At 46.0% G+C, this 12,605-nt stretch carries 15 protein-coding genes; 9 read left to right on the forward strand and 6 right to left on the reverse strand.

Annotated features, from left to right (window positions below):
* Positions 1-2 precede the first annotated feature (2 nt).
* Both AC27KT_RS02585 and AC27KT_RS02590 read left to right on the forward strand, forming a co-directional pair.
* On the forward strand, positions 3-590 hold the full coding sequence (locus AC27KT_RS02585) for a cytochrome c oxidase assembly protein (protein WP_487127585.1): 588 nt from the start codon (positions 3-5) through the stop codon (positions 588-590).
* A 23-nt stretch (positions 591-613) separates the two neighbouring features.
* Complete coding sequence (locus tag AC27KT_RS02590; RefSeq protein ID WP_136782458.1) at positions 614-1,507, forward strand: cytochrome c oxidase subunit 3; 894 nt, start codon at positions 614-616, stop codon at positions 1,505-1,507.
* Positions 1,508-1,522: 15 nt separating this feature from the next.
* Here AC27KT_RS02590 and AC27KT_RS02595 read toward each other — a convergent pair whose 3' ends face one another.
* Positions 1,523-1,732 (reverse strand): DUF2909 domain-containing protein, encoded by a 210-nt coding sequence (locus tag AC27KT_RS02595; protein WP_039221374.1) that lies wholly within the window; start codon positions 1,730-1,732, stop codon positions 1,523-1,525.
* Between the two features lie 45 nt (positions 1,733-1,777).
* On the opposite strand from AC27KT_RS02595, the gene AC27KT_RS02600 reads away from it, so the two are divergent.
* Genes AC27KT_RS02600 through AC27KT_RS02625 form a run of 6 tightly spaced genes read left to right on the forward strand, consistent with a single transcriptional unit; the run spans position 1,778 to position 6,377 of the window.
* A complete protein-coding gene (locus AC27KT_RS02600; RefSeq protein ID WP_061096216.1) occupies positions 1,778-2,482 on the forward strand; it encodes an SURF1 family protein in 705 nt (234 codons plus the stop codon).
* Positions 2,475-3,014: a hypothetical protein gene (locus AC27KT_RS02605; protein ID WP_474810136.1), complete on the forward strand. Its 540-nt coding sequence runs from the start codon at positions 2,475-2,477 to the stop codon at positions 3,012-3,014. The genes AC27KT_RS02600 and AC27KT_RS02605 overlap by 8 nt, the downstream gene beginning before the upstream one ends.
* Positions 3,015-3,019: 5 nt before the next feature.
* On the forward strand, positions 3,020-4,237 hold the full coding sequence (locus tag AC27KT_RS02610; protein WP_487127136.1) for a COX15/CtaA family protein: 1,218 nt from the start codon (positions 3,020-3,022) through the stop codon (positions 4,235-4,237).
* Complete coding sequence (gene cyoE, locus AC27KT_RS02615) at positions 4,230-5,147, forward strand: heme o synthase (protein ID WP_370136155.1); 918 nt, start codon at positions 4,230-4,232, stop codon at positions 5,145-5,147. Before AC27KT_RS02610 ends, cyoE begins: the two co-directional genes overlap by 8 nt.
* Positions 5,144-5,788, forward strand: coding sequence for an SCO family protein (locus AC27KT_RS02620; protein ID WP_487127138.1), 645 nt, complete (start codon positions 5,144-5,146; stop codon positions 5,786-5,788). The genes cyoE and AC27KT_RS02620 overlap by 4 nt, the downstream gene beginning before the upstream one ends.
* Before the next feature lies 1 nt (position 5,789).
* Entirely contained in the window at positions 5,790-6,377 is a 588-nt protein-coding gene (locus tag AC27KT_RS02625) for a GNAT family N-acetyltransferase (protein WP_487127140.1), read from the forward strand.
* Positions 6,378-6,457: 80 nt separating this feature from the next.
* On the opposite strand, the gene AC27KT_RS02630 is transcribed toward AC27KT_RS02625, so the two are convergent.
* Positions 6,458-7,684, reverse strand: coding sequence for a polysaccharide deacetylase family protein (locus tag AC27KT_RS02630; protein ID WP_487127142.1), 1,227 nt, complete (start codon positions 7,682-7,684; stop codon positions 6,458-6,460).
* Positions 7,685-7,805: 121 nt separating this feature from the next.
* Between AC27KT_RS02630 and AC27KT_RS02635 the strand changes: the two genes are divergently transcribed.
* Entirely contained in the window at positions 7,806-9,152 is a 1,347-nt protein-coding gene (locus AC27KT_RS02635) for an MATE family efflux transporter (RefSeq protein ID WP_462555322.1), read from the forward strand.
* A 97-nt stretch (positions 9,153-9,249) separates the two neighbouring features.
* Here the strand turns inward: AC27KT_RS02635 and AC27KT_RS02640 are convergent, their stop codons facing one another.
* The 4 genes from AC27KT_RS02640 to nfuA all read right to left on the reverse strand — a co-directional run bounded on the left by AC27KT_RS02640 (position 9,250) and on the right by nfuA (position 12,521).
* Positions 9,250-10,002, reverse strand: a complete 753-nt coding sequence (locus AC27KT_RS02640; protein WP_487127145.1) for a class I SAM-dependent DNA methyltransferase — start codon at positions 10,000-10,002, stop codon at positions 9,250-9,252.
* Positions 10,003-10,294: 292 nt separating this feature from the next.
* Entirely contained in the window at positions 10,295-10,678 is a 384-nt protein-coding gene (locus tag AC27KT_RS02645; RefSeq protein WP_487127147.1) for a VOC family protein, read from the reverse strand.
* Between the two features lie 51 nt (positions 10,679-10,729).
* On the reverse strand, positions 10,730-11,470 hold the full coding sequence (locus tag AC27KT_RS02650) for an aspartate/glutamate racemase family protein (RefSeq protein ID WP_487127149.1): 741 nt from the start codon (positions 11,468-11,470) through the stop codon (positions 10,730-10,732).
* 472 nt (positions 11,471-11,942) lie between these two features.
* Entirely contained in the window at positions 11,943-12,521 is a 579-nt protein-coding gene (gene nfuA, locus AC27KT_RS02655; protein WP_014951369.1) for a Fe-S biogenesis protein NfuA, read from the reverse strand.
* Between the last annotated feature and the right edge of the window lie 84 nt (positions 12,522-12,605).

Here is a 12,605-nt window from a genome sequence, read left to right on the forward strand (position 1 = left end):
TGATGTCACAGCAAAGTGCAAATAACAAGATGGTTATCAAACTTGTTGCTATTGTCATTGGCATGTTTGGCTTCGGCTTTGCCCTTGTTCCCTTGTACGACGTATTTTGCGACGTTACAGGAATTAACGGAAAAACCGAAGGCACGGCCGCGGTTTATCAATCGGTTGAGATTGATGAGTCGCGAGAAGTGACCGTCGAGTTTATTACTCGCACAAATACCGGTATGCCCTGGGAGTTTCGTGCTGAAACTAAGCGCGTGAAAGTACACCCTGGCGAACTTAACACGGTGTCGTTTTATGTGAGAAACCCTGCATCAAGCAATATCGTAGCTCAGGCCATTCCCTCTGTATCCCCCGGAACGGCAGCACTCTACCTGAACAAGACTGAATGCTTCTGCTTCAATCAGCAGCCATTAGAAGCGGGTAGTGAAGCCTATATGCCCATGCAGTTTTATGTAGACCCTCAGTTACCTGAAGAAATCACGTTTTTTACCTTGCAGTACACACTCTATGACGTCACAGCGCGAGCCAGTGACCTAACAACAACACCGAATCCCTTTATGGCTTCCACACCATCAGCTGGCGAATAAGCCGAAGGGATAAGGAGATGAAAATGCAAACCGAAGTACAGAATCACGAATACCAAAAATATTATGTACCCGCACAAAGTCCATGGCCCATTGTAGGGGCCGTTGCTCTATTTCTTATCGCCGTTGGCGCAGGAAATTATGTGGTGCAGGCAACTAAAGGCGAAACCGGCTATGGCGGTCATATTCTTCTAGCGGGAATAGCCGTGTTGTTGGTTATGCTTGTTGGCTGGTTTAAAAATCAAATTGACGAATCTATGGCCGGGCTTTATAGCGACCAGCTGGGGCGCTCATATCGACAAGGTATGAGCTGGTTTATATTTTCAGAAGTGATGTTTTTCGCTGCGTTTTTTGGTGCTCTTTACTACGCGAGATTTATTTCCGTTCCGTGGCTTGGTGGCGCATCGAATAACGCTATGACCAATGAAGTCTTATGGCCGACCTTTGAGGCCATGTGGCCGCTGGTGTCAACGCCAGGCGGCACTACCACACAGGAAATGAGTGCTGCGGGTTTGCCCACTATCAACACGGTTATTTTGCTTATCTCATCTATTACACTTCACTTCGCTCATGTGGGACTAGAGCAAAACAAACGCAAACAGCTAACCCTAATGCTGGGTATCACTATCTTACTTGGATGTGGGTTCTTGTTCTTACAGGTAGAAGAGTACATACATGCGTATCGCGACTTGGGGCTTACGCTTCAGTCAGGCATTTACGGCAACACCTTCTTTATGCTCACAGGGTTTCACGGCATGCATGTGACCCTCGGCACCATCATTCTAATTGTATTGTTTTTTAGGGTCTTGAAAGGCCATTTCACGCCTGAAAACCACTTCGCGTTTCAGGCGGGGAGCTGGTACTGGCACTTTGTAGATGTAGTGTGGGTCATGCTCTACATCTTTGTTTACGTACTTTAAAAGGGAGCCCCAAACTCAGTAAGGCCTTGGGTTTGGGGTAATTAAACCGGTACCAATAGCGATAAGAATAATAATAACAATGACGGCAGAAGTGAGCACTCGTCGACCAATGTACTTACTCATAGGGCCCTTAGACGTGTCATTTTTCATCATGATTCGCATCGCCATGAACAAATTCACAATCATGTACAGCACCAACGCAACAAGGACTATTTTTATCAACATATTCACCTCTGTTTTTATTCTAATTTTGCATGGTGCGAAATAATCATGTTTTCTCGCACTCGCCACGTTATTCCTTGGTTACTCACGGGCTTTAGTGTGGCGATTATGTGCGGTTTAGGGTACTGGCAACTTGATCGCATGGTCCAAAAGCAACAACGCTTAGCTAGCATAGCGCAAAAGCAAAGTAATGGAACCTTGAGTTTAGAAGAGGCGTTATCTCATGATGATCCTCGGGATATTACCGTATCGTTCAGCGGCGCAATAGACGCTAACCATGTGTTGCTTTTAGATAATCAGATTCACAATCAGCGGGTGGGTTTCGATGTCATCGTACCGGTAAATACCAATGTCGGGTGGCTATTGGTTAACTTTGGCTGGGTGCCTGCGCCAGACTTAACGCGCACGCTACCGGATATAAGTTTTACAAGCCAAACGCGTGAATTAATCGGCGTGCTTAGCGTGCCGGGTAACAACCCCTTAGTGAAAGAAACCAACATGGCTTTGTCGCAAAGCCCCGCGCTGGTACAACATATAGAATTCCCTGCACTAAGCAACGCCTTAGAGCGCAAACTTTTACCCTTTATTCTTCACCTTACCACGCCTGACCCTGCGTTTATTCGTGAACATCAGGCCGTCGTAATGTCTCCTGAAAAGCACCTTGGCTATGCAGTTCAATGGTTTGGTTTAGCCATTGCCGCTGCAGCCATTGGCGGCTTTGCAATTAGTAAGAAAGGACGTAGTTATGAGTAATGCTGCTTCGAAAAAAACATTAATTATTATGGTAGCCGTGTTTGTTTTGCCTGTTGTCTTGGCAAAGCTCGCACTTGATAACGATTGGTTTACTAAAGGCGCGACTAATAAAGGTCAGCTGCTCGCGCCGACCATCGACATGAGTGCGCTTTTAGAAAACGCGGAACCTAAATGGCGTTTATTATATGTGATGCCAAGTGAATGTGACGCAGTGTGCGAGAACGCACTTTTTAGCATTAACCAAGTGTGGCTTGCGTTAGGTAAAGAATCGGACCGTGCTCAAGCAGTGGTCGTTACTACAGCTTCAAGCGACCAAACTGCGATAGCCGCGCTAGAAGACTACCCTTTTGTTGAAACCTTACCCGTTACTACACCAACGGCGCTTGCCTCTAGCAGTGTTTATATTGTTGATACGCAAAATAACGCCATGCTCTTTTACGACATTAAAGACGATAGAAAAGACGCCGTGATGGAAAGCCGCAACATGCTGGCAGATATGAGAAAGCTTCTTAAATTATCGCGTATAGGATAATGGCCATGAAAAAATTAACCCTATTCAGTATTTTTTTGGCGGCAGTGGTTATTATTTTAGGTGCTTATACCCGTTTGACCGATGCTGGGCTAGGATGCCCCGACTGGCCTGGATGCTACGGTAATTTAACCGTGCCTTTGAGTGAGGAAAAAGTGGCACAAGCCAACGCGGCTTTTCCCGAACGTCCAGTTGAGGCATTTAAAGCGTGGAATGAAATGATTCACCGCTATTTTGCTGGAACGCTGGGGCTGTGTGTACTGGCTATTGCCATTATTGCTATTCGGCAGCGCGACAAAGGCACGCCCGTTAAACTACCTCTGTTACTGCTGGGACTCGTTATCTTCCAGGCAGCACTTGGTATGTGGACCGTGACGCTCAATCTGCTTCCCATCGTAGTTATGGGGCATTTGCTGGGGGGCTTCTCTGTACTCTCTTGCCTATTTATTCTCTACCTCCGCTTGCGCAACACTGCAGGCGATGCATCGAAAACTAAACAAGCGCCCATAGCGTCAGCTATGCATGATCAGGGTATTACCGACTTACCTCAAGCCAAGGTCTTTCAGCGAAACCTTAAACTTTTCGCCTTCATTGGGCTTGGCGTGCTTGTTACACAGATTGCTCTTGGTGGATGGACTTCTGCCAATTATGCCGCGTTAGCCTGTACGGAAATGCCGGTCTGTGAAAGCGGTTGGCAGGAAAGAATTGATATGGCGGGTGCATTCAGTGTGCCTGATGCAGACAACTATGAGTTTGGTGCTCACGATTACGGCGAACGCGTTACCATGCATATTGTCCATCGGCTTGGCGCGGTCATCACGTTTTTATACTTACTAGCACTAGGTGTAAGTGTGTTGGTAAGCCGCCACACTACAAGTAAACAGAAGTATGTGGGAGCGTTTATGTTGGTAGCATTGTGCACGCAAGTAGCATTAGGGCTTAGCAATATAATCTTTATGCTGCCACTGGCTGTTGCTGTAATGCATAACGCGGTAGCAGCTGTGTTACTTCTTTCCCTGCTCAACCTCATTTTTACCGTATTTCTGGTACTAGAAAACGATAACGTTTTCGGTACAGAAAAACGTAATACAGGCTCGTTCTCAAGTTCGAAATCACTGCAGGGGGCAGGTGCATTTAGCATCCACGAAGCGCCTTTGCACGACCCTTTAAGCGCGTCTACGTCTTCTCATATTCTCCCTAAAGCTCCAGGAGGTTTCCATGGCTAAATCGGTTTCTTTACATGCGCGTACTTCACGTCAGCATAATGTAGTCACGTGGCGAGATTACTATGAAATGACTAAGCCTAATGTCGTCATGTTGTTGCTATTAACCGCGTTAGTAGGCATGTGTTTAGCTACGCCTACGTGGGTAAACGCAACCGTACTTATCTGTGGCTTATTGGGTATTGGTATGTTGTCTGCGTCTGCTGCCGTTATTAATCACGTTGTCGACCATAAGATAGATAGTGTGATGGCGCGTACATTTAATCGCCCCGTCGCAAAAGGCAAGGTTAGCGTAAACAACGCGCTGTGGTTTGCAGGCGTTTTAGGTGTGGTTGGATTTGTGGTGTTGGCTCTTTTTGTGAATATGCTAACCGCGTGGTTAACCTTGGCAAGTTTAGTAGGCTACGCGTTTATCTACACGATGTATTTAAAGCGAGCGACACCGCAAAATATCGTGATTGGCGGTTTAGCAGGGGCTGCTCCACCGCTTCTAGGTTGGACCGCGGTTACCGGGGAAATACATGCCCATGCCTTGCTGTTAGTGCTGATTATCTTTACCTGGACGCCGCCGCATTTTTGGGCGCTCGCTATTCATAGAGAAAAAGATTACGCCAAAGCGAAGGTGCCCATGCTGCCAGTAACCCACGGTGTATCATTTACGAAAACGTCAGTGTTGCTGTATACAGTATTGTTGGGGCTTGTATGTTTGCTGCCCTATCTGACAGGCATGAGCGATCTCATTTATTTGATTGGCTCAAGTGTGCTTAACATTGGGTTTCTATACTATGCATTAAAGTTAAAATTCGATGCAGAGCCACAAACTGCAATGAAAACTTTTAGGTTTTCAATTATTCATCTCATGGTATTGTTTGTTGTATTACTCTTAGATCACTACATACCACTGAGTTTATGAATCAACGAACTACCGTCGGCCTTGTTGCATTTTTAGCGCTATGTGCAGGCATCGTAGGGGCGCTGTATATTGCGCCCCCAAATGTTAAAAGTCAGCCTGAATACTTTCAGACTTACCCAGAGCCGAGAGCATTATCACCGTTTTCACTTACATCTCATGAAGGTGAAGTGTTTGATAATTCGTCGCTTGAAGGGCAGTGGAGCTTAGTGTTTGTGGGCTATACCTTCTGCCCCGATATTTGCCCAACTACCATGGCTGAACTGAACGGTATATATACTGAACTAAAAGCACTAAATAGTGTCGAACCTATTCGTATTGTTTTTGTATCCGTTGATCCAAATCGCGATTCAATTGAAAGACTTTCAGAGTATGTGAGCTACTTTAATAAGGAGTTCATTGCCGTTACCGGAGAGCACAAGGCACTATTCCCATTTGTACGTAATTTAGGAATGATGTATGCCATTGCTGAAAGTACCGATAACCCCAACTATTTAGTTGATCACAGTGCATCTGTCGTACTTGTCGACCCTGAAGCTAGGGTGATAGGAAGATTCAAACCAAAAAGAGAGCCAGGAAAGCTATCGATAAGTGATTCTCAGCAAATATTGGCAGATATGCCGATAATTATCTCGAAGCAGTAATATGAAAATAGAAATTAGGCAAGGTGCGGCATCTGATGCTGCGCAAACTACGCCGCTCATATTGAATGCGGCGCAGTCATTATTAACGTCTATTTTTGGACATAATAAAAATAAAACGGCCGAGGGTTACCTCTCTCATGCATGGGAACTCGGTGGCGGCCAATATGGCTTTAAGAATCACTGGGTGGCGTGTAGCGGTGAAGAAGTGTTAGGTGTGGTAACTGCTTGGCATAGCAAACTGGGTGCTGCGTTCGATAGGGCTACCCTTGATAGCATTACGTCATACTTTACCCTTGACGAGGCGATGACAGTGCTCATGCGTAACCAAACGGTAGCGGTAAACCTCACGCCCCCGACCAATACAGAGCTTATGATTGGTCACCTTTCGGTTGAAGAGAGCGCCCGACGAACTGGAGTTGGCTCCATGCTGGTAGATGCGATGCAGGTGCGCGCGAAAAAGCTCAAAAAACGTAAGCTTGTGCTTGATGTTGAAGTATCAAATGTGTCGGCTATCCGTTTTTATCAACGCCATGACTTTGTAGAAGAGTCTATTAATAAAGGCTTTATCCGCTTTGCTCGGTCTATTTAGTTAAACGTTTTCTTATGTAGGTGTGACGCCAACCAATACGGGCTAGGGCCCAATTTTCTTCATGGCCTGTCCGACATGCCCTAGTCTGGGTAATTGCCGTTCTCATCTGCCACAAAGAAGGGCGTAGAGTACCAATAATAACGCCCTGATTGCGCATTAGACGGTGCTGTACAATTCACACGTGAACGTCCTACCGGAAGTGTTTCATCAAGGGTAAACGTAAGCACATTTTCTTCTCGGCTAGTCTCGATAGGGTCGCCGCCGAAAAAACAATTTACTTGTGTAAGGCGAACATCGTCACTGTCTATCGTTAAACTAATGGGCGATGACAGGTTTCGCGCTGTCATACGAGGGTCTTTATGTGAACTTTGCGTCACTGGCATGGCAAGACTATTAAGCTTGGTCTTTAGCGTTGCCAAATTGGCGTAAGGACCGGCCGCGGGGAAGCGAGGTAGTGCCTGCATGTCGCTAGATGGGCCCACAGCCCCGGAATGCTGCCCGAATCCAATGTAACCTTCAGCTTTGAGCTTATTAGCGAGCGCCGTGTTGTATTCACCAAACGGGTACGCTAAATATTTAAGGCTAATATCCAGTTTATCTTCAATCTTCTTTTCAGCACTTTCTACGTTCTGCCAAACTTTCTCCAGCCATGCGCGCTCGCCCATTGCTTGCTCACCGTTTAGCATATGAAGGTGGTCTAGCGTGTGGTTGGCAAAAACAACGCCATCGTTATGCATAGCAATAACTTGCTCCCATGTTAGCTGCTTAGGACCTACGCCAATTTCATCAGGGTTGATAAACACGGTATAGGGAAAACCTAGGTCAGCCAGTATTGGGTGAGCATTGTCTAAAATGTTTGCGTAGCCATCGTCAAACGTAATCGCAACCGCATTTTCTGGCAGTGTAGTGTTGTGTTGTATCGCAGAAACAACGTCCTGAAGCGAAACAACAGTGTGGTGTGCGTCCAAGTATTCCATGTGCGATTTAAAGGCTTCAGGCGAAATACTGGTACTGGCTGGTGTTGAAGACGACACATGGTGATAAAGCAAAATGGCGGCGTTAGGCGTGGTGCTAAGACTAGAGTCGATGTTACTACCACTTTGTTCCTTTGTAGTGGAAATCGCATCAGCAACAGGGTTTGCATCTGAGCCTGAAGCAATGCTAGGTGATACCAACAAAACATTGAAAATTCCCGCAAGCATTGAAGATAAGATCTTCAAACGCGTACGACTCGTCGTTCTATTTTGAATTACATTGTTGGTTTTCATATCATCATCCACTGAGTGCCTAATCAAATTCAATAGCATGGTAAACTCCAAATAATGCGACTTGGCCAATCTTATACATGGTCAAGCTGGTACGCATTTCACTTATGCCGCTGCATAGGTTGATAGTATATAGCGAAATTAACCCCTACTGAGATCATTTATGTCCCCTGCCCAACTAACTCAGCGCTCCTTTTTTGACGACCATTCCCGTCTGTTGGCGTTAGCGCTTCCCATGATCTTAGCGAATATTACTACGCCTCTATTAGGTTTGGTGGATACCGCGGTTTTGGGACACATGTCTTTACCAGCCATGCTTGCAGGGGCTTCGGTGGGCGCACTTATCTTAACGCAAATATACTGGGTGTGCGGGTTTCTTCGCATGTCATCAACAGGCTTGAGTGCACAAGCTAAAGGCTCACCGAACAATACATTAGAGTCAGCAAAAGTGCTGTGGCAAACGGTGGCGGTTGCTCTAGTGCTGGGGGCAGTGGTACTTGCTCTTCAATCTCCTATCTTGTCTATAGGCTTAGCTTTAACTCAGCCAAACAGTGAAGTTGCCCTGCATCTTCAAGACTACTTTTCGACGCGGGTATGGGGCGCACCAGCTGCCATGCTTAATCTGGCATTAGTTGGATGGTTAGTAGGGCAGCAAAAAACGCGTAGCGTCATGGCTATTCAAATTGTGGGAAATTTATTGAATGCGGGACTCGATGTAGTATTTGTGTTCGGGCTTGGTTTGTCTGTAGCAGGCGTGGCGCTGGCCAGTGTTATCGCTGAGTATACCATGGCTATAATGGCGCTAGCGGTGGCGTTTAAGCGCGTTGGCGGTGTCGCGGTGAGTGCATCGTGGTTTAACCGTGCAGCTCGGAAGGTACTGATGAAGCTTAATGGTGACATGCTATTGCGTAACTTAGCATTACAGGGCTGCTTAGCGTTTCTCACCATTCAAGGTGCCCGTTACGGCGAAACGTCGGCGGCCGTCAATGCCATACTCATGCAGTTCTTTGTTCTTATTGCATTGGGACTTGATGGCATAGCCTATGGTGTGGAAGCGCTGGTGGGTGAAGCCAAGGGGGCGTCTGACAGCAGCGAAGTGAAACGACGCACCTACCAAGGCTTAGTCTGGTCGAGTATTTTTGCCCTTATTTATAGCTTGATATTTTTCGCTGGCGGTGAGGCCATTATCGCGCTGCTTACCGAACATAGTAACATTGTAAAAGCTGCGCTACCTTATCTTGGTCTAATGGTATTACTTCCTCTATTAGCGCATTGGTGTTTTTTGTACGATGGCGTATTTGTTGGTCTTACCCGAGCCAGCGCAATGAGAAATACCATGATAATAAGTGCGTTAGGGGTGTATTTCCCCGTTTGGTATCTCACGCAAGATCAGGGTAACGTCAGCCTTTGGTATGCTCTCCTTGCCTTTTTACTCGCTCGCGGTGTGACATTGGCCTGGAGCTTTTATCGTTTAGATAAACGCGGTGAGCTAGCGACACCGCAAAGCTAGTGTTTTAAAACGCTTCGCTGACCTTACTTAGGGAAGGCGTGCTGAACACGCTGACTCTCTCAGTTTTTCTAGGGCATCATTCAGTATTATTTTTTTGCTACTGTGTTTTTTGCGCGGTTCTTTTTTGCACAATGATAATAGTGTGTAGTTCAGGGTGCTGATCGAATTCAACGTGACGAACAAACCCGCCTGCTTCTATCAATACTTCTATGTATCTATGTAGCCCCAGCGAGGCGTAGTAGACTTCTGGGCCCATCACTTCGTTTGTGTGTTGGCCGCTTTCATCTGTACCTCCACAGCTAAAAAGCAACACTCCGTCATCGTCTAAGTGATCCACTAGCTTCTTAAGCAAAGGCTCTTGCTGCGTTAGGGGAATATGCCAAAAGCTATCCCAAGCGCTAATAAACGAATAGTGCTTGGGGATAGTGAATGTACACACGTCGGCGCAATAGAAGGTATGAGCGGGTAATTGGGACGTCGCAATGGCCAGCATATCTTTGGAAACATCAATGCCTTCGTAAGCTAGCCCTGCGCTTTCGATAATCGGAACAAAACGATTGGTGCATCCGCAACCTATGTCTAGTGCGTAACCTCGTTTCTTTGGTTTGTCTTTATTGCTCGCTTCTCCCTTATTAGGCGCTTCACTCTTATCAAGCGCTTCTCCCTTATCAAGCGCTTCTCCCTTATCAAGCGCTTCGCTAGGCACCGTATCAGGCTCTTGTGATGGGGTGTCCGCTAAAAATGACAATGCTTTTTGGTAGGCGGTTAACCCATTTTTCTGATTAAATTCAGGACGAGTCCAAAGGTGTGTAATGGTGTCGTAGGCCTTGCCAGTTTCTTCAGGTGTCATATTCCCTCTGTTAGCTGCGCTTTTACTGGTTCAAGGTTAATTCATCTAGCAACAATGTATAGTGCAAAGTGCAAAGAAGAGAAAAGGCGAAACCCGTTTAGGATATTGAGCGGCCAGACAGTAACGCCTATGCTGTTTCGCTTGGCTAGGGCTTATATGTAGACATAACTAGGCATTACCCAAAGGGCTATTATTCAAAGGGCTATTATTCAAAGGGCTTTGGGCCAAATAGACCGCTAAAAGCGAATAGCCTGCAAAAAGAGCGTGATGATTTAAGCAGGCAGCACTTCAGCTATTTTTTTACGATGTGCGTGGCACAGAGCTTGTTGCCCGCTGGGTCTCGCAGATAAGCAAGATACAGTTGGCGTTCGCCGTTGCCACGAATACCCGGTGGGTCCTCGCATGGTACGCCCCCATTCTCGCTTCCTACTTTATGCCATTCATCAACGATGTCTGGTGTTCGAGCGGCAAGGCCGAGCGTGGTGCCATTACCGTGTGTGGCTGCTTCGCCATTAATCGGTTTTGTTAGTGCTAAAATGCCTTTAGACGTGTAGTAAAACACTCGTCCGTATTCATCAAAAACGCCTGGTTCGTGTCCTAATACTCCTAATATGGCATCGTAGAATTTCTTTGATGCTTCAAGGTCGTTCGCACCAATCATTACGTGGCTAAACATAGCTGTGTCCTCTAAAAATAGTAGGGCCAATTCCCTTTTATCAAAGTTAGGTTATGTGTGTTTCGCTACTTGCCCTTTGCTAACGCTATAGGGAGCTAATGCAAAATCTACCGCAGCTGAAGCATGGATAGCGGTAGTATCGTATAACTTAACTTTGGTGTGATGTTGTTGAACTAATAAGGCAATTTCTGTGCAGCCTAAAATGATGCCTTCAGCCCCCTTGGCTGCCAGTTCATCAATAATGTCAATATACGCGTTACGGGATTTAACACAAATCACGCCCTTGCATAATTGTTCATAAATAATGTTATGAACCGTGTCTCGATGTTGGGCATTTGGAGTAATAACCTCAATGCCAAAAATCTCTTCAAGACGGGATATGTAAAAGGTTTGTTCCATGGTGAAACGGGTGCCCAGTAGCCCAACTTTTTTAATCCTATCTTGTTGCAACACGTACCCCGTAGCGTCGGCAATGTGAATAAGTGGAATGGTGATTTTCTGCTCTATGTCAGCTGCTACTTTGTGCATGGTATTGGTACAAATTAATATGGCTTTTGCACCCGCAGTTTCTAAGTGCTTCGCCTCGCGGATCAGTATATCGGCGGTTTTATCCCATTCTCCTTTATGCTGATGTTGCTCTATGTGGGCAAAGTCAACGCTGCTTATTATCAGCGGTGCGCTGTGAAGGCCGCCAAGTCGAGCATTTACACCACGGTTTATGGCTTGATAGTAACTGACCGTTGATTCCCAACTCATTCCGCCAAGCAGGCCCAGCTTCTTTGTTGTATTCACCACAGCTCCCTTTTAATTTGATAGGCACTTTGCACAACCTTTAATCTACCTGTAACCCGAGACGAGCGCTAGGCGAACATAAATAAACGGGAGACAGCTGCGTAATGTAGAGTATGGCGTATGGGTAAAACTGAGTGCAAGCGACTGGCTTACATAAAGAATAGGGCAAGAAGGTATGGCGTAGAGCCGGAAGTAATCAGAATTTAGGCGGTGGCTTTTTGTTTTTTATAAACGAAAAACGATGAATAAAAATTCCCCAGTAACCCAACATGGCGATAGCGAAACCGACAAATAATATAAGAAGGCTCAGGTAATGCAGCGTGATATGAAGTTCACTTAAGGTAAACAACAGCAAGACGCCGACAACGAAAATAGATAGACCTATTTTGAATCGTTGCCAGCTTTTGTGAATGTCTTGCTTTAGCATGAGATAGTTATCGAGATATGCACTCAAGCAAGTGCAATATTACGCTTAGTAGTAAGAGTGCTCACCCGCCTGGTGCTCAGTCGCATCGCGCACGCCCTTAAGCTCGCCAGCGAATTGCTCGACCATTTGCTTCTCAATACCTTCTTTAAGCGTTACGTCTACCATTGAGCAACCATTACAGCCGCCACCGAACTGGAGTATGGCGTAGCCGTCGTCAGTTAGTTCTGTCAATACAACATTGCCACCATGGCTCGCTAACTGAGGATTGATTTCCGACTCAATCATGTAGTTAATTCGCTCAATCAATGGTGCGTCGTCAGACACTTTACGCGCTTTAGCGTTAGGTGCTTTTAGGGTTAACTGTGAGCCCATTTGATCGGTAACGTAGTCAATTTCCGCTTCCTCTAAATAAGGCGCGCTTTCTTCATCTACAACCGCATCGAAACCATTAAATGGCAAACGGGTATCCGTCTCTTCAACCGCGTCTGGTGGGCAATAGGACACGCCACACTCAGCCGACGAAGTGCCTGGATTTACGACGAATACACGAATATTCGTGCCAGACTCTTGTTTACTCAACAGTTTTACGAAGTGAGCCTGGGCTTCTTCTGATATAGTTATCATCAGCAAGTCCTACATATTTTGAAATTTGGATTATTGTATCAAATTTACCTGAGTAAAACAGTCAGGTATTAATTAAATAAATTA

It is taken from the genome of Alteromonas sp. 5NW40-0090 (genome assembly GCF_057552975.1).

What these genes read in the sequence shown, in the direction of transcription:
- AC27KT_RS02585 (WP_487127585.1), top strand. Translation starts at nt 3, where the DNA reads ATGTCACAGCAAAGTGCAAATAACAAGATGGTTATCAAACTTGTTGCT.
- AC27KT_RS02590 (WP_136782458.1), top strand. Translation starts at nt 614, where the DNA reads ATGCAAACCGAAGTACAGAATCACGAATACCAAAAATATTATGTACCC.
- AC27KT_RS02595 (WP_039221374.1), bottom strand. Translation starts at nt 1,732, where the DNA reads ATGTTGATAAAAATAGTCCTTGTTGCGTTGGTGCTGTACATGATTGTG.
- AC27KT_RS02600 (WP_061096216.1), top strand. Translation starts at nt 1,778, where the DNA reads ATGTTTTCTCGCACTCGCCACGTTATTCCTTGGTTACTCACGGGCTTT.
- AC27KT_RS02605 (WP_474810136.1), top strand. Translation starts at nt 2,475, where the DNA reads ATGAGTAATGCTGCTTCGAAAAAAACATTAATTATTATGGTAGCCGTG.
- AC27KT_RS02610 (WP_487127136.1), top strand. Translation starts at nt 3,020, where the DNA reads ATGAAAAAATTAACCCTATTCAGTATTTTTTTGGCGGCAGTGGTTATT.
- cyoE (WP_370136155.1), top strand. Translation starts at nt 4,230, where the DNA reads ATGGCTAAATCGGTTTCTTTACATGCGCGTACTTCACGTCAGCATAAT.
- AC27KT_RS02620 (WP_487127138.1), top strand. Translation starts at nt 5,144, where the DNA reads ATGAATCAACGAACTACCGTCGGCCTTGTTGCATTTTTAGCGCTATGT.
- AC27KT_RS02625 (WP_487127140.1), top strand. Translation starts at nt 5,790, where the DNA reads ATGAAAATAGAAATTAGGCAAGGTGCGGCATCTGATGCTGCGCAAACT.
- AC27KT_RS02630 (WP_487127142.1), bottom strand. Translation starts at nt 7,684, where the DNA reads ATGCTATTGAATTTGATTAGGCACTCAGTGGATGATGATATGAAAACC.
- AC27KT_RS02635 (WP_462555322.1), top strand. Translation starts at nt 7,806, where the DNA reads ATGTCCCCTGCCCAACTAACTCAGCGCTCCTTTTTTGACGACCATTCC.
- AC27KT_RS02640 (WP_487127145.1), bottom strand. Translation starts at nt 10,002, where the DNA reads ATGACACCTGAAGAAACTGGCAAGGCCTACGACACCATTACACACCTT.
- AC27KT_RS02645 (WP_487127147.1), bottom strand. Translation starts at nt 10,678, where the DNA reads ATGTTTAGCCACGTAATGATTGGTGCGAACGACCTTGAAGCATCAAAG.
- nfuA (WP_014951369.1), bottom strand. Translation starts at nt 12,521, where the DNA reads ATGATAACTATATCAGAAGAAGCCCAGGCTCACTTCGTAAAACTGTTG.